Source organism: Halomonas sp. H2, assembly GCF_050215315.1.
GTDB lineage: Bacteria > Pseudomonadota > Gammaproteobacteria > Pseudomonadales > Halomonadaceae > Vreelandella.
Window position 1 is genome coordinate 2236658 of sequence record NZ_CP189760.1, and the last position, 17052, is coordinate 2253709.

Annotated in this window: 12 protein-coding genes; 4 read left to right on the top strand and 8 right to left on the bottom strand. The window is 53.8% G+C overall.

Going from position 1 to position 17052, the window contains the following annotated elements; all coding sequences use genetic code 11:
- Positions 1–221 precede the first annotated feature (221 nt).
- Together mfd and ACQE2I_RS10410 are read left to right on the top strand one after the other, a co-directional pair.
- On the top strand, positions 222–3671 hold the full coding sequence (gene mfd, locus ACQE2I_RS10405; protein WP_427031441.1) for a transcription-repair coupling factor: 3450 nt from the start codon (positions 222–224) through the stop codon (positions 3669–3671).
- A 96-nt stretch (positions 3672–3767) separates the two neighbouring features.
- Positions 3768–4883 carry a L,D-transpeptidase family protein gene (locus tag ACQE2I_RS10410; RefSeq protein ID WP_427028039.1) on the top strand — a complete coding sequence of 372 codons (1116 nt, stop codon included), beginning with the start codon at positions 3768–3770 and terminating at the stop codon, positions 4881–4883.
- A 168-nt stretch (positions 4884–5051) separates the two neighbouring features.
- Here the strand turns inward: ACQE2I_RS10410 and ACQE2I_RS10415 are convergent, their stop codons facing one another.
- The 5 genes from ACQE2I_RS10415 to ACQE2I_RS10435 all read right to left on the bottom strand — a co-directional run bounded on the left by ACQE2I_RS10415 (position 5052) and on the right by ACQE2I_RS10435 (position 12131).
- Positions 5052–5315, bottom strand: coding sequence for an Lpp/OprI family alanine-zipper lipoprotein (locus ACQE2I_RS10415; RefSeq protein ID WP_022523170.1), 264 nt, complete (start codon positions 5313–5315; stop codon positions 5052–5054).
- Between the two features lie 223 nt (positions 5316–5538).
- Complete coding sequence (locus tag ACQE2I_RS10420) at positions 5539–6168, bottom strand: L,D-transpeptidase family protein (RefSeq protein ID WP_427028040.1); 630 nt, start codon at positions 6166–6168, stop codon at positions 5539–5541.
- A gap of 183 nt (positions 6169–6351) precedes the next feature.
- Positions 6352–6813 carry a DUF6586 family protein gene (locus ACQE2I_RS10425; RefSeq protein ID WP_427028041.1) on the bottom strand — a complete coding sequence of 154 codons (462 nt, stop codon included), beginning with the start codon at positions 6811–6813 and terminating at the stop codon, positions 6352–6354.
- The gene (gene topA / locus ACQE2I_RS10430; RefSeq protein WP_427028042.1) at positions 6810–9437 is read right to left on the bottom strand and encodes a type I DNA topoisomerase; all 2628 of its coding nucleotides are present in this window, start codon (positions 9435–9437) and stop codon (positions 6810–6812) included. Before topA ends, ACQE2I_RS10425 begins: the two co-directional genes overlap by 4 nt.
- A 315-nt stretch (positions 9438–9752) precedes the next feature.
- A complete protein-coding gene (locus ACQE2I_RS10435; RefSeq protein ID WP_427028043.1) occupies positions 9753–12131 on the bottom strand; it encodes a DUF3141 domain-containing protein in 2379 nt (792 codons plus the stop codon).
- Between the two features lie 265 nt (positions 12132–12396).
- Here ACQE2I_RS10435 and ACQE2I_RS10440 point away from each other — a divergent pair, with 265 nt between their 5' ends.
- Together ACQE2I_RS10440 and lipA are read left to right on the top strand one after the other, a co-directional pair.
- Positions 12397–13383, top strand: a complete 987-nt coding sequence (locus tag ACQE2I_RS10440) for a LysR family transcriptional regulator (protein WP_427028044.1) — start codon at positions 12397–12399, stop codon at positions 13381–13383.
- 212 nt (positions 13384–13595) lie between these two features.
- On the top strand, positions 13596–14654 hold the full coding sequence (lipA, locus tag ACQE2I_RS10445; RefSeq protein WP_427028045.1) for a lipoyl synthase: 1059 nt from the start codon (positions 13596–13598) through the stop codon (positions 14652–14654).
- A 112-nt stretch (positions 14655–14766) separates the two neighbouring features.
- On the opposite strand, the gene lipB is transcribed toward lipA, so the two are convergent.
- The 3 genes from lipB to ACQE2I_RS10460 are packed head-to-tail and all read right to left on the bottom strand — an operon-like array spanning position 14767 to position 16999.
- On the bottom strand, positions 14767–15435 hold the full coding sequence (gene lipB, locus ACQE2I_RS10450; protein WP_427028046.1) for a lipoyl(octanoyl) transferase LipB: 669 nt from the start codon (positions 15433–15435) through the stop codon (positions 14767–14769).
- Positions 15436–15437: 2 nt separating this feature from the next.
- Positions 15438–15749 carry an HP0495 family protein gene (locus tag ACQE2I_RS10455; protein ID WP_427028047.1) on the bottom strand — a complete coding sequence of 104 codons (312 nt, stop codon included), beginning with the start codon at positions 15747–15749 and terminating at the stop codon, positions 15438–15440.
- 50 nt (positions 15750–15799) lie between these two features.
- Positions 15800–16999, bottom strand: a complete 1200-nt coding sequence (locus ACQE2I_RS10460) for a D-alanyl-D-alanine carboxypeptidase family protein (RefSeq protein ID WP_427028048.1) — start codon at positions 16997–16999, stop codon at positions 15800–15802.
- Positions 17000–17052 lie beyond the last annotated feature (53 nt).

The following is a 17052-nucleotide window of genomic DNA, read 5'->3' on the forward strand; positions in this document are numbered from 1 at the left end:
GTAGTGGAAACTGTGGGGGCATTATCCGGGGCAAGCTTCACGGCCGCAATAAAAGGATAGTCGCACACCATGTAGGGGTATTACAGAAACAGCGATCTCACTACAAAACTATCCAATCAGCTCAAATGTTACTCTGCTAACGATTTGCGCTAGCACTCTAACTGAAAGGCGCGATCGTGTATGATCTGCTTTCCGTTTCAGCGCAAAACGATATCTTGATTATGCCGACTTTCTCTCTGCTCGAACCGCCCCAGCCTGAAGGGACTCGCGATACGCTCTACTGGACATCGCCGCCGGGCAGTGCGACTGCGCTGGCACTCTCTCGGGTCGCCACTCAAGCTCCGCTATTGGTGATCACGCCCAATACGGCCAGCGCCCAGCGCCTGGAGCAAGACCTCTACTTTTATAGCGACGTCCCGGTACTGCCCTTCCCTGACTGGGAAACGCTGCCTTACGATAGCTTTTCACCCCATCAGGATATTGTCTCGGCCCGGCTACGCACGCTGCGCCAACTGCAAGACGGTGTGCGCGGCATTGTCCTGGTGCCGATCAATACGCTAATGCAGCGCCTACCCCCGGTGGAGTACATCGCCGGACGAGTCATGACGCTAAAAACAGGCGAACGCCTGGATCGCGAAGGGTTCCGGGAATCGCTATCCCGGGCCGGCTATCGCGCCGTTGAAACAGTGTATGAGCCCGGCGAATACGCTATGCGCGGCGCGCTAATTGATCTGTTTGCAATGGGGATGGATGAGCCGATCCGCATTGACTTATTTGATGACGAGATCGACACGCTGCGCCATTTCGACCCCGGCAGCCAGCGCTCCACCGACAAACTGGAATCACTTGAACTACTGCCTGCCCATGAATATTCGCTGAGCCGCAGCGCTATCGCCTGTTTCCGCGAGCAGTTTGAGACCCTGTTTGATGTCGACCCACGCCAATGCCCGCTCTATAACGATGCGTTAAAGGGCATTCCTTCGCCGGGCCTTGAGCATTATTTGCCGCTGTTTTTCGAACAAACGGCCTCGTTGTTTGACCACTTAACGGACGACACGCGAGTCGCATTGCTGCCAGAGGTCTTTCATGCCGCCGAGCAGCACTGGCAATCTATCGATGCCCGCTATGTGAATTTAGGCGTTGATCCAACGCGCCCGCTGCTCCCGCCACACCGGGCTTTTTTCCCGGTCAGTGAGGTATTCGCGGCTATTAAGGCACGCCCGCGGATAGAGTTAACCGAAGACAACGAGCAGCGCCACGCGCTTGAGCCCGAATCAGCGCCGCTACCTTCGGTTTCGATCAACGCCCGCGCCAAGCAGCCGCTCGGTGAGCTTGGCGCTTTTTTAACGGCCCACGCCCAAACCCGCGTGCTGTTCGTGGCGGAGTCTCGCGGTCGTCGCGAAGCATTAGAAGAGTTATTGGCCCCGTTAAAGCTAGCACTACCTCATACCGATAGCTTTCACGCCTTTCTGGCCAGTAGCGAGCAGTATGCAATTACCGAAGGCCTAATCGACAGCGGCCTGTGGCTGAATAACCCCAGTGTGGCAGTGATTAGCGAAACGGAGCTGTTTGGCGATGTTGTCCGCCAGAGCCGTCGTCGCGAAAAAGCCACCGACGATAACGAGCTTGCGGTACGCCATCTTTCAGAGCTGCGCGAAGGCGCACCCGTGGTTCACCAGGCCCACGGCGTGGGTCGCTATTTAGGTCTGGAAACGCTTGAAACTGGCGGCCAAGCCAACGAATTTCTAGCCCTCTCCTACGCCGATGGGGCCAAGCTTTATGTGCCTGTCGACAGCCTGCACCTTATTTCGCGCTACAGCGGCGCCGATGACGAACTAGCGCCGCTGCATAAGCTGGGCTCCGACCAGTGGGAAAAAGCTCGCCGCAAGGCCGCCGAGAAGATTCGCGATACTGCCGCGGAACTGCTGGACGTTTACGCACGTCGGGAAGCCCAGCAAGGGGTGGTCTATGAAGCGCCAGGCGAGGAGTATTTACGTTTTTCCGGCAACTTCCCGTTTGAAGAGACTGCCGATCAGCACGCGGCGATTGAAGCCGTCATCAGCGACATGACGTCTCCGCAGCCCATGGATCGGGTGGTGTGTGGTGACGTCGGCTTCGGCAAAACCGAAGTGGCTATGCGTGCAGCGTTTCTGGCCGTGCAGTCCGGCCGCCAAGTGGTGGTACTGGTGCCCACTACGCTGCTGGCACGCCAGCATTTTGAGAACTTCCGCGATCGTTTTGCCGATACCGCCGTGAATATCGGCTTGATCTCGCGCTTTACCAGTGGCAAAGAAGTGGCCCAGACGCTGGAGAGTATTAAAAGCGGTCAAACCGATATTGTGATTGGCACCCACAAGCTGCTGGCCAAAAGTGTCGAGCTGCCCAAAATGGGCCTGTTGATTATTGATGAAGAGCACCGTTTTGGGGTTGCGCAAAAAGAGAAGCTCAAAACGCTGCGTGCCGAGGTCGACATTTTGACGCTGACCGCCACCCCGATTCCGCGCACGCTGAATATGGCCATGAGCGGCATTCGCGATCTGTCGATTATCGCCACGCCGCCAGCCCGCCGGCTGTCGGTCAAAACCTTTGTCCAACAACACGACCCCAGCATTATTAAAGAGGCGCTGCTGCGCGAAATACTTCGCGGCGGCCAGGTCTATGTGCTGCATAATGAAGTCAAGACAATCGAAAATACGGCGGAAAAAATCCGCGAACTGGTGCCTGAAGCGCGCGTGGGGGTTGCCCACGGCCAGCTCCCCGAGCGCAGCTTAGAACGCATCATGTCGGACTTCTACCACCGCCGCTTTAATGTGCTGGTCTGCTCGACCATTATCGAAACCGGCATTGATGTGCCTAGTGCCAATACCATTATTATTGAGCGTGCCGACAAATTCGGCTTGGCTCAGTTGCACCAGTTGCGGGGCCGGGTGGGCCGTAGCCATCACCAAGCTTACGCATACCTATTAACGCCAACCCCCAAAGCCATGACCCGCGACGCCATTAAGCGCCTGGAGGCGATTAGCGCCTCTGATGATTTAGGCGCCGGCTTTACCCTAGCCAGCCACGATATGGAAATACGCGGGGCGGGCGAGCTGCTCGGCGATGAGCAGAGCGGCCAGATGGAAACCATTGGCTACTCGCTCTATATGGAGATGCTGGACCGAGCGGTGAAAGCAATTCGAGCAGGAAAAACGCCTAATATTGATGCGCCCTTTAATACCGGCGTAGAAATTAGCCTTAACCTGCCTGCGCTGATTCCTAACGATTACATTCATGATGTGCAGCAGCGGCTAGTGATGTACAAGCGGATTGCTAATACCCAAAGTGATAGCGAGCTTAAAGAGCTGCAGGTTGAGCTTATTGACCGTTTTGGCCTACTGCCCGCAGCGCTGAAGAACCTTATTCGTCAGACCAAGCTACGTCATCGCGCTGAGCAGTTGGGTATCAGCAAGATTGAAGCCGGCGAAAGTCGCGGTCGAGCGCTATTTGAAGGCAGCACCCAAGTAGACCCCATGACTCTGGTAACCCTCATTCAGACCTCGCCAAAGCATTACCGTCTGGATGGTTCTGACACCTTACGATTTGAATTACCTATGGAAACTGTCGACAAGCGTTTCCAGCAGCTTGAAAACCTACTCAGCACCCTTAATCAAAAAGTAGCGGCGGCGTGAACCTTGGGGCAAACTTATCACTAGCTATCCCTTAGGGGATAAAAGTAGTGGCCCAACAACGCGCACCAGCAGTGAATTAACATATTAGGAACGACCATGAACATTCGCGATACCTTTACCCTCTGGGGGCCCACTAGTCTGGCAGTACTATTAGCCGCCAGCCTGACCAGCCCCGCTTTTGCGCAACCCGCTGATAAGCAAGAACAGCAGGCGCAAGCACAAGAAGTCAGCATCGACGCCGCTGATAGCGCCGCCCAGATTGCTGATCGGGATGAACTGCCCCGCGGACACTTCCGGCTACCCGAGAAAGGCGATGTGATTGGCGAGCGCTATACAGTCGTTGTTGAAGACCCCAAGCAGACGCTGATTGATATCGCCCGCCGCCATAATATTGGCTATGAAGAGATTCGCATGGCCAACCCAGAGGTTAGCCTTTGGGTGCCCGGCGCAGGTACTGAAGTTGTCATCCCGGCACAGTACATTCTGCCCCCCGCTGCGCGTGAAGGCGTGGTAGTCAACCTTTCTGAGCTACGCCTTTACTACTACCCCGCTGACAAGCCCGGTATTGTCGAAACCTACCCAGTCAGCGTAGGCCGCGAAGAGTTCGCCACTCCCGTCGGCATTACCCGCACGACCGTTAAGGTTAAAGACCCGGCCTGGGCACCACCCTCCTCTATGCGTCGCGAAGCAGCCGCACGTGGCGAGCCAGCGCCCTCTATCGTACCGCCAGGCCCTAATAACCCCTTAGGTGAGCACGCGATCCTACTCGCCATGCCGAGCTATCTGATTCACGGCACCAACCGCCCCGAGGGCGTCGGTATGCGCGTTAGCCGCGGCTGTATTCGTATGTACCCGGAAGATATCGAATCGCTTTATGAGCGCTTACCTAGCGGCACACAGGTCAACCTGATGGATGCGCCGTTCAAAGCAGGCTTTGCTGCCGACGGCACCCTGTTTGTGCAGTCGTTCCCACAGCTAGAAGAGAATGTAGAAGGCTTTGAACCACTGCTTAACGCAATCGAGCGGGTTACCGAGCTGACTGACGAAGATATTGAAATAGACGCCGAACTGGTGCAGCGCGCCGTAGAAGCCCCAGACGGCCACTTTATTGCCCTCCACGGCCCACAAGCGCCTAAACCAGAACCTCAGCCTGTTGAGTTGATTGACGAGCTGGAGCTCAGCGCATCCCCCACTGAGAACGAAGACGCCTAACCCAAACGCCGCAGCAACAAAAAACCCCGCCGAAGCGGGGTTTTTTGCGTAGCTAGTGGCAAAAACTGCTTGCCTCACATTTAGACTAACCTGCGGTTTAACTAACTACAGCTTTCATCCAGCAGCTGTTGAAAAAGCCTGAAGACTTCCTCAACAGCCCAAGCAGAATTACTTCTGCATGGAACGCTGGAACATGCGGTTCATTTCTTCACGGTTCTGCTCAGACATCTGCAGAGCAGCCTGCGCATCGCGCTGGGCTTGGTTTGCAGTGTTCATAGCTTGTGAAGCCATGCTACGTGCTTCTGCAGCGTCAGCCTGTGCAGATTCAGCAGTCATGCGAACTTCTTCCAGCGCGCTGGTAGAAGCACAACCTGCAAGAATTGCCAGAGAAGCAGCAGCAGCAGTCATCTTGAGAGTAGTTTTCAGAGTCATAATGTTCTCCTTGAGTCGTCCTTGGGTACTACGTTAAGGGTATGACAAACGTAAGGTTACGTACTTAGAGTAAGTACTTGGCTTAAATTTGTCTACCTGCGGTGCAGGTTCCGTACAGTGACTTGTTGCGATACTCGCAAGTCAAACGCTGTTTTATAATAGAAGACAGCGGTTGTCTATAGCCACTTGTTTAAAACCTCGAACTTCCTTCAACGGCATAAGCTTAACGGATCACTACACGAGTGCCAACACCTACTAGCTCCACCAAGCGATCAATTTGCTCGTTGGTAACGGCGACACACCCTTGGGTCCAATGGTAGCGCCCATGAATATCAGGGTCTGCGCTGCCCAGGCCGTGAATGCCAATCGCCCCACCCAAAGCGGTGTTTTGCGGTGGATGGCCGTTACGTCGGTAGTAATCGAAGTAGTCATCATAATCAGCTTGGGAATAAATCCCTTTTTCCAACGCCATGCGAGCATGGGTTGGGGTCGGGAAATCAATCCCTATAAAGGTCTGCCATTGGCTTTCATAGTTAAATCGATTGATACGAAACTCACCCTTAGGAGTGACATTATCACCCCGAACCCGCTGCGTCTTAGCCCCAGCGCGCCCTAGCGATATAGGCGCAAAGCGGTCTACCAGCGCATTACCGCGAAACACGCTTAGCGTAGCGTCCTGGTCGTCAACCAGCACCCACAGCTCATTACTATGGCGAGGCACATGGGCACGGGTCAGCATTGTCTCAACGAGGTCGGTCGAGCCCGCCTGGCTAGGTGCATTTACAGCAGCACTAGCAACAACTGGCAGGCTCAGCGCCATGGCTAAAAAATGACGACGACTAACTAACATCATGGCAGCTCTCGAAACACGTTAATCGATGGTTGACTGTCTAGGCGTATCTGATGGCTGTTATACCTTATTCCCACATTCGCCATTAGTAATTTTGCCATATACGCGATATTGACTACACCTTTTGAACTCAAGCGCACGATGAAATTGCGTTCCTAGGCTAACAGTTGTGCAACGCTTGCAACATTACCACTCCAGACTGGTTTCGCGCAGCGCACCTATTTCGCGCTTAGCGGCCTGAATATTCTCCTGCAGCTGATGACGTAAACTGGTTTGATTACCCACCGCAATCATAGCGGGATTGTGCGCCATTCGCCGGGCGACACCCTCGTCGCTATGCAGACGCTCAAGCTGTACCGCTAACCAATTCAGCCAACTCTCAGGCTGCTCCTTCAAATCGCGTAAGCGCTGTAACTCCGCTAGCGGGGGGCCATCTGGTGCAAGCAGCACGCTCCAACGATGCTCTGCTAGCCGTGCATGCTCGGTAACTTCGCGCAATAACGACGTTAAGGCTAGCTCAAACAGCGCCAGAGCGCTCTCCTCTAATGCCATTTGCCGCGCTGGGGTATGCTCATCATCCCCGGCGGGCATAGTGGCAATCAGCTCTGCCTGATAAAGCAACTGATTCGTGCGCGAACGGACATTCACTTGCGCTTATCTTCCACGTGCCACTTACCGGCATCGAACATGGCTTTCCAACCAGTCGCTTTGCCCTCTTCATCAGTCATCACGTACTGCTCTTTGGTTTTGCGCGAATAACGAATTTGCGCCGCACGACCATCAGGGTCTTCGCTGGGCGCTTTAAGAATAAAGTGATACTTCTCTGGCAGCTCATCGGCATGCGCCTTAAGCTCTTTTACCAGCGGCGGCCGCGTTTCACGGTTTTTGGGGAATTTGCTTGCTGCTAGAAACAGCCCACTGGCGCCATCACGCAGCACGTAATGGTCTTCCACCTTCTGGCAAGCCAATTCAGGCATCGGAATTGGATCCATCTTCGGCGGCGCCACTTCACCACTTTTCAACAGCTTGCGGGTATTTTTACACTCGCTGTTGGTGCAGCCAAAATACTTGCCGAAGCGACCAGATTTCAACTGCATCTCAGAGCCACACTTGTCGCATTCGATGATCGGACCGTCGTAGCCCTTAATCTTAAATTTGCCACTTTCAATTTCATAGCCATCGCAATCAGGGCTATTACCGCAGATGTGCAGTTTGCGCGTTTCATCCATCAGGTAGTTATCCATCGCCGTGCCGCACTTTGTGCAACGGCGCTTGGCGCGCAGCGCGTTGGTTTCGGCTTCTTCGCCGGCGTCTTCGGCAACGGCTTCTTCACCAGGAATCAGGTCAATGGTGGTTTTGCAGCGCTCTTTGGGCGGCAGGTTATAGCCGCTACAACCTAGAAAAACCCCTGTTGAAGCGGTACGAATCTGCATGTGGCGACCACATGCCGGGCAGTCAATATCCGTCGGCACCGGCTGATTGGGACGCATACCGTCGTCGCTTTCGGCCTTGGCAAGCTCTTCACGAAACTCTCCGTAGAAGGCGTCTAACAGCGCCTGCCAGTTGCGCTCGCCTTCCGCGACTTCATCCAGACTATCTTCCATACGCGCGGTAAACGAGAAATCCATCAGATCCGGAAACGACTCTTTCAACCGTTCAGTAACGATATCACCCAGCTTTTCGGCGTAGAAACGGCGGTTTTCTAGCTTCACATAGCCACGGTCTTGAATAGTGGAGATGATTGAAGCGTAGGTAGAGGGTCGGCCAATTCCCTGCTTTTCAAGCTCTTTAACCAGACTGGCTTCCGTGTAGCGCGGCGAAGGCTTAGTAAAGTGCTGCTGAGGATCGAGCGTTTCCAATGCCATCGGCGTGCCCTTCGGCAGGTCAGGCAGGCTCTGGTCTTCATTCTTACCGCTGGGCTTCATTACCCGGGTGTAGCCGTCAAACTTAAGCACGCGCCCCTTTGCGCGCAGGTCATAACCATCGACCTCGACACTAAGGGTACTCGACAGGTACTCGGCGGGTGTCATTTGGCAGGCAACAAACTGGCGCCAAATCAATTCATAAAGGCGTTCTGCGTCGCGCTCCATGCCAGCCAAGTCGGTGGCTTGACGCTCTACGCTGGAAGGGCGAATCGCCTCATGCGCCTCTTGAGCACTCTCTTTGCTGCTATAGCGATTAGGCGCTTCGGGTAGGTAACGCTCGCCAAACTCTTCGCCAATGTAGCTGCGCACCCCTTCTACCGCGTCTTTCGACAAATTGGTCGAGTCGGTACGCATATAAGTGATGTAGCCCGCTTCATAAAGGCGCTGGGCCATGGTCATGGTCTTCTTAACAGAAAACCCTAACCGGCCACTTGCTGCCTGCTGCAGCGTAGAAGTAATAAAGGGGGCAGTAGGCTTGGAGCTAGTGGGCTTATCTTCGCGAGAAGTGATCGTCAGCTTGGCTTTTCTAAGCTGTTCAATGCGCGCCAAGGTATCTTTTTCAGAGGTGGGCCTGAAAGCTTTGCCATCCTGACGCATCAGCGCAAAACGCACCAGCCCACCGTCCGGCGACGCTAAATCGGCATGCACGTCCCAGAACTCTTCTGGAATAAAAGCACGAATTTCGCGCTCGCGCTCGACAATCAGGCGTACCGCCACTGACTGCACACGCCCTGCTGATAGGCCTCGGGCCACTTTGGCCCACAACAGCGGCGAAAGCATAAAGCCAACCACACGGTCTAGAAAACGCCGTGCCTGTTGAGCTTCCACCCGCGGAATATTAAGCGCGCCAGGCGCCTTGAAGGCATCTTGAATAGCGTTTTTGGTGATCTCGTTAAACACCACACGCTTGTAGCGGCTATCATCACCGCCGATGGTCTCGCGCAGGTGCCAAGCAATGGCTTCCCCTTCGCGGTCCAAATCCGTTGCGAGATAGACAGCGTCAGCTTTCTCAGCCAACTTTTTAAGCTCGGCAACAACCTTCTCTTTGCCGGGTAGTACCTCGTAGCGTGCTTGCCAGCCGTTATTCGGGTCAATCCCCATACGTCGGATTAGCTGATCCTGGCTTTTGCGCTTTTTATACTCAACTTTCTCTTCCGCCGACATCTTACGTGTCGCTGCGGCTTGGCGCGCGCGCTCCTTGGGATCGGAGGCTGCCTTACCTGAGCCGCTGGTCGGCAGGTCACGAATATGACCTACACTCGACTTTACGATGAAATCGTTGCCGAGATATTTGTTAATCGTCTTCGCTTTAGCCGGCGACTCGACGATGACCAGTGACTTGCCCATAGTGCTCCACTTTCCTAATGCACGGGCTGTCTAGCGCGTGCTCTGCATTTGGTGCCGTATCGTCGGGATAAAATAGCCCTTGAAAAAAGATACGGATGAAAAAAATGCGCCTACCCTACCCCAGCCCTTTGCTAAGCGCCAGTAGCAACCAAGTCGTAGGGAGAATCCGTAGATTTTAGCCAACCAAGATTATATTTCAGATAAATAGTAGCTAGACACTAGACTGCCACCAGCATTACGGCAACCCAAAAGGTAAGGAAACAAACAAAGCGCCCCCACCAAATAGGCGAGGGCGATGTCTGCTAACACACTGTTTTAGCGCTTACGCGGTGTCTTTCGACGCCCAGTAGTGCTAGCCGTCGCTGGAGTCGGCGTCGCTGATGCCTCGTCGCTGACTGCTGGCTGCTGGGCAGCGATTGGCTTGGCCGGCGCTTCTATCTTACGGGGTCTTGCCTTATCAAATAACGCCTTAATCTTAGTAAAGCGTTCAGCCATATGCTCTGAAGGCTCACCGCTGGCTGCAAATACGTGTTCTAGGTGACTGATATAGCCGTCAATATCTTCGTTACTTTGTCCATCCAGCAAATCGGGCAGCGAGCTAAGCGCCTGCTCACGATCCAGCTTCAAAATAAAGAACTGTTCACGCACTAAGCGCTTGAACTCACTTAGCTTGATACCTGGCTCAAGTTCTGCCCGTGAGGCGCGCAGGCGCTTAAAGTTACGTTCATCTGTGGCCGGGGCGCCGCCCAATACGTAGATAAGCGAGCGCATCACCGCTTCATGAGCGCCACCGTGAGCAATTTTAGCGCGCAACTCTGCCTGACGCTGTTCAACGAAGCGACGGTGTTCGGGCTCTGCTCCAGGCCGACGGCGGTGCACGTGGGCATCGCCATAAAGACCAACGGCGGCCTGCAACAACGGCTGGCCGTAGATATCCATAAACATTTTTTCGGTGCTGCTATCACGAAAATCGCGCATCGCGTTAAGGTTGGCGACCAACTGGTCAGAGCCCATGGTTTCAAGCGCTTTAAACAAATTATCTTGGGAGACCGGGTGACGATTTTTACGCACCGCTTCCACCATAACAGGCAGCGGTACTGTCAGCGGATTACGGTCAGAAAGCAGCTTATAACCCAAACGAATAGGGTGCATCCGGCGCATTAAGCGCGCTACCTCTGGCGTGATCATGGTCTTAAGCCAAGGCTGCATGAAAAGCCGGTACATTCCCAAATTGATTTCTGAAATCCGCGCCACCGTGGCAAAACGACGGTCATCCTCAGGCTTGTGCATCACATCACGATCAAGCTGGTCGAAATTACGTGGTGTGAATTCAAGCAGGTAATCACGTTCGATTAATTCTGGGTCATCGTGATCATCAACATGTGTCACCGTGGTTTCATAGAGCCCCGGCGGCATCACATCGATATAATCCATGTTTGCAGTGAACTCGGTATGCTCTTTACGCGACACGCTGCCCGACACAAAAATACCTAGATGGCCTGTCGTATCATGCTGGCAATACACGATGGTTTGCTCATTGGCAACGATGTCAGCTTCGTCTTCGTAGAGGTCACGAATCCAGCCCAAGGCTTGGGGAGGCGGGGTAATATCATCCCCACGCGAACAGAACACTACCACCGGTGAACGCACATTGCGCAGATCAACACGGCGTCCATCACGGGTCACTAGCTGAGCGGTAGAGAGCCGATTACCGACAAATAGGTTATCAACGATATACTGGATCTCTTCACCACCCAAAACGACGTGACCACCCCACCAGCGTTCAAACTCGAGATAGCGACTGGCCTCAGTGTCGACATTGTCGTAAAGGTGATACTGCTTCTTCCAGTAGGTATTGGCTGGATTGAGACGCTCAAAATTTTGTACCAACATAGCGCCATCAAAAAGACCATCACCCAAATCGCTGGCCAGCGCCGTCATCCAACTTCCCCCTGACATACCACCGGTATAGCGCATGGGCGCCTTACCGCGCTCGCCCGCCCAGTAAGAGAGCGGCGCACCGGCAATCAGAATAGGGCCAAAAACGTCTGGCTCTAAGGCGGCGGCCATCATGATTTGCCAGCCTGCCTGGCAATTGCCCACCACCATCGGTTTTTCAGTGGTTTCGGGATGAAGCTCGATGACATGACGCAAAAAGGCAATTTCCGACTCGATAACATCCTCGACGGTCTGCCCAGGCTCTGGCAGTGGCAAAAAGCCAATAAAGTAGCAGGGATGCCCCGCTTTTAGCGCTACACCTAACTCACTGTCAGGTTTAAAACCACCAATCCCTGGCCCATGTCCCGCGCGCGGGTCGATCACCACGAAGGGGCGCTTTTGCAGATCGATTTCAGTCCCTTCATGGGGTAATACACGCAGCAGTTCATAGTTGGTTGGCCGCGGCAACGTCCGACCATCCATTAGCACTTCGGTATCAAAGCCCAGTACATTGGGCTTGGTTTGCTCCATATGCTCAAGGTATTGATTGCCACGCTCGCGCATAACATCTAAATACAGAACGCTACGCTCTACGCTGTCGCGCCAGTAAGCAAATGCCGAACGGCCAAACCCAAACGGGTCGATCAAAGAAGCCAACGCCTCACTACCGGGTAAATTTGAAGAACCATTTTGTTGCTTCAGCCAGGCGCTTTTGAAAGCAGAGGCAGGAAACAAAGGATTGGCGAGAAAGTTCATAAGTTCTCCCATAGGGTTGATGCATAGGCACCAGACCCGAAAGCATTGATGCGACCATACAATAATAATGCTGCAATGCAATATAGTTTAGGCCACTACGCGCACGGCGTCGATCTTTAACCCTGATAATTACCACTTATACGACTAATGACGCCCTGTTTAAGCAAACGAAAAGCTACAGTGTTAGCATGTTTTTCCCTGACGATTAAGCCTGATACGGGTATTAATCCTTGCCACACTTAAGGGCGTTCACCACGAGGTTGCCATGTCATCTCCTAAGCTGCTCAATCGGCTAACATTCCGGCAACTGCAGGTCTTCCAGGCAGTGCACGGGGCGCGATCATACTCCCGTGCAGCGAAGCAGTTAGGGCTTACCCAGCCTGCAGTTAGTGCGCAAATACGCCAGTTGGAGCTAGCGCTGGGTCAACCGCTGTTTAACTATGCGGGCAAAACGCTCCATGCATTGCCTGCTGCCGACACCCTTGCCCACTCGACGCGAGAAATTTTTGGCCAGCTTTCTCGTCTGCAAATGAACTTATCCGATATTAACGGCAAAATTAGCGGCGAGCTTAATATCGCGGCGGTTTCGTCCGCTCAGTATCTAGTGCCTTATTTACTGGCCCGGTTTCGCGCGCACTATCCCGACGTGCACGTTCGCTTAAAGGTGTGCAACCGCAGTCAGGCGCTCGAACGGCTGGCCGAGCAGCACGATGATTTGGTGATTATGGCGATGGTGCCTGAAGATGATCGCTTAGTGGTGATGCCGATTCTGGATAACGAGCTAATTGCCGTCGTTTGGCCGGAGCACCCACTGCTCTCGATGCCGGAACCTTCGCTGGCCGATTTCGCTCGCCACTATGTACTTATGCGCGAGCCAGGCTCTGGGGTGCGTAACGCTTTTGAGCAAATGGCCGCCAATCAGCAGGTCGCCCTGCCCCACTGTATTGAGCTAGGCACCAATGAAGCGATTAAAGGTGGGGTAATGGCGCACTTGGGCGTCGCCGTTTTACCCCGCCTAGCGGTACAGCTTGAGCTTGAACAAGGGCTACTCTTTGAGCTAGGACTACCTGATTTTCCGATTCATCGCTCCTGGTGCACAGTCTATGCACGTGAGCGATTCCCCACACCAGTTGCTGAGCTGTTTTTAAGCTTTATTCGCGAACATTTATCCGACTATCGCCGCCATTTTCAAGCGCCCTCCAGCCCGCTGCCTAGTCACGGTGTCGCCTGCTTACCGATGCTCTCTCCATAGCGGCTTTGGTGTCCTGTTAACAGCGGGATATGTTACATTAGCGGCTATTAGCGCGATAAAATATCGAGCGAACCTTGCATTAACTAACCACGTATTGATTAACCATGTGTTGATTAACCACGAATTAGTTAGCTATCAATTGTCAGGCCCTGGAAGAGTTTTATACCCACTCATACCTTCGGCCTACCGCACAGAAGAGAGGCTCTGTCACTATGAGCAATACCCCCTCTAAGCGCGTGTCTAGCGGTGAAAAATACCGTAACGAACATGGCATGACGGTGATCAAGGATGGCATGAAGGAGCGCAAAGCGCAGGCAGAGGCTCCTTCTCTTGAACGCAAGCCCAAGTGGCTGCGAGCACAAATCCCTGGGGGGGAGCGCTTTGAAGCGGTCAAGAAAAATGTTGCTACCCACCGATTAAGCACCGTTTGCGCTGAATCCCACTGCCCCAATATGGGCGAGTGCTGGAGCAATGGCACGGCTACCATTATGTTAATGGGCTCAGTTTGTACCCGCGCCTGTCGATTCTGCGCCGTCGATACCGGCAACCCTCAAGGTTGGCTAGACCACGAAGAGCCTGAAAACACCGCTAAGTCAGTGGAGTTAATGGGTCTGCGTTACATCGTGCTCACCTCGGTCGACCGCGATGATCTTGACGATGGTGGCGCAACGCATTACGCCAACTGTATTCAGGCGATTAAAGCACGCACACCGGAGGTAGTGGTCGAGGCTTTAACGCCCGACTTTGACGGTGAGCTAAGCGCTATTGAACGCGTCGTTGACTCTGGCCTGCAGGTATTTGCCCAGAATGTAGAAACCGTTGAACGACTCACCGGGCGAGTGCGCGACCGGCGCGCAGGCTACCGAAAAACACTCGATGTGCTTGCCCACGCCAAGCGCTACCGTCCTGATATCATCACCAAAACCAGCCTAATGCTCGGCTTAGGTGAAACCGACGAAGAGATTTTGCAGACCTTTGACGATCTTCGCGAAATCGGTGTGGATATCGTTACGCTGGGCCAATACCTGCGCCCGACCAAAAATCACTTGGCAGTAGAGCGTTGGGTAACGCCTGAAGAGTTTGATCGCTACCGCGTGATCGGTCTGGAAAAAGGCTTTATGGAAGTGCCTTCTGGCCCGCTAGTGCGCTCTAGCTATCGTGCCGACCGTGTTTTCGAGAAGAACAACCTAGGCTTAGCCTCACCGGCCGCTATTCCTGGTCAAGAGCAGCAAGCGGACCCCAGCCGTATTCCAACGTTAAACGTCGGCTAGCCCCAGCACACCATCAAGCATATCGCCAAGACCCACACCGCTACCTAGATTAAGCTTGCTCAATCTAGGTAGCGGTGTGCTTTATCAGGGCGAGCTAAATAATAGTACGGAGCTAGGTAGATAGCGGCGAACGGTCAATACAGACTAGTTGGCGGTTCAACTGCATAGCGAGAGCCTTGGCTAGCTGCTCACCTACTCGGTGATCACTTGGCAGCTCAACAAAGTCGGACAGTTTTGCCATCGGCATACCCGCATAGCCACATGGATTAATGCGTAGAAAGGGCGTCAAATCGCCGTCAACATTCAACGCCACACCGTGAAAACTAGCACCGCGCCGAATCCGTAAGCCTAACGAGGCAATCTTCGCCTCACCCGCATGCGTCGGCACATAGACGCCGGGCGCATCAGGCCGCGCTCTAGCGCTTACGCCATAGCCGCCCAATACCTCAATTACCGCATTTTCTAACGCTGTGACCAGATCCCGCACACCAATTTTGCCGCGCCTAACATCCAACAGTGGGTAGAGCACTACCTGTCCTGGCCCATGGTAAGTCACTTGGCCACCGCGATCGGTATGCACTACCGGAATATCGCCAGGCAGTAGTAAATGCTCTGGCTTGCCTGCTTGCCCTTGGGTAAACACTGGGTCGTGCTCGACTAACCAAAATTGATCAGGCGTGTGGGCATCGCGGGTATCAGTTAGCGCGCGCATCGCTTCCCAAACGGGGTGATACGCTTGGCGGCCCAAGTGGTAGAACTCAATCGGCTTGGCGTCGTCCACGCTTACACCACCATATGCACACGGCCGGTCGCTTTGAGGTCTTCAAACAGCTCCCTAATATGCTGCTCGCTGGTCGCTCTAATCATCACACGTACCGACTGAAAACGACCGTTGCGGCTGTCAACTACCTGCATATTCGTGGCGTCGAAGTCAGGCGCATGGCGCACAATGATCTGGCATACGCAGGCGGGAAAGTCTTCGGCAGCATCGCCGACGACTTTTAACGAATAATCGCAAGGAAAAGTGATTTTTGGCGGCTCTTGAGCCGCCGGTTGGCGCAAATCGCGCAACCCCTGCGGAGCATTTTTTTTCATAGCAAACCTATCGTTGCGGATACAAAATCAATGGCCCAAGACCACACGATTTAGTCGGTAAACTTACTAATTAGACTGCTAAAGAAGCGCTGCACTTGGTCAAACAGACGCTTGAAGAGGCCGCCCTCCTCGACATTTTCCAATGCTACTAAGCGACGTTCACCGACGACCTCATCGCCCAAGCGGACTTCTAAGGTGCCGACCTCGTCACCAATAGCAACCGGCGCCTGCAGGTCTGGATCTATGTTAAGGCGCGCTTGCAGCTCTTCATTACGGTTGCGAGGCAGGGTCATATACACTTCTTCGTCAACACCGACCCGCAGCTCATTGATATCGCCACTCCAAACACGAGGTGTTGCCAGCACAGCGCCACGCTCGTAGAGCTTCATCGTTTCGAAAAAGCGGAAACCATAGCTAAGCAGTTTTTGCGTTTCCTGAGCGCGGGCTTCATCAGATGTGGTACCCATCACAACGGAAATCAAGCGCATATCTTCGCGCTTGGCCGATGACACAAGGCAGAAACCCGCCTCCGTAGTCCAACCGGTTTTTAGACCGTCAACTGAAGGATCACGCCATAGCAAACGGTTGCGGTTGGGCTGATCAATACCGCCATAAGAAAAAGTGCGATGGGAGTAAATTTCGTAGTGTTCTGGATAATCATTAATGATGTGCTGTGATAAACGCGCCATATCGTGGGCAGTCGAGTAGTGATTCTCTCCTGGCAAACCGGTGGCGTTCTGGAAGTTGGTGTTATCCATGCCCAACCGAGTGGCGTGCTGATTCATGAGATCCGCAAAGGGCGTTTCACCACCGGCCAAGTGCTCTGCCATGGCAACACTAGCGTCATTACCCGATACAATGATGATGCCGTGCAGCAGGTCATCTACTGAGACTTGGTCGCCCACCTCGATAAACATTTTCGAGCCGCCGGTACGCCAAGCATTCTCGCTAATGTTGACCATATCGGACATATTAATTGTGCCGCGATCTAACTCACGCTCAACCAGGTAGGCGGTCATTAGCTTAGTCAGGCTCGCCGGCGGCAGGCGCTCGTCTGAGTTATGCTCCGCCAATATACGACCACTATTGGCATCCATGAGTATCCACGAACTTGCCGCTAACTGAGGGGCGGAAGGGATAATAGTTTGCGGCTGCGGAATCACCTGAGCTGAAACAGGCACCGCCACTGTCGCCATGGCAGCAAAAAGGCACAGGCGCGCAGAGCGACCAATGGATGTAAACACGTTCATAACGTCAGTCTCGCTTACTTGAAAGCTTACTTACAAAGCTAATGTGTAAAACA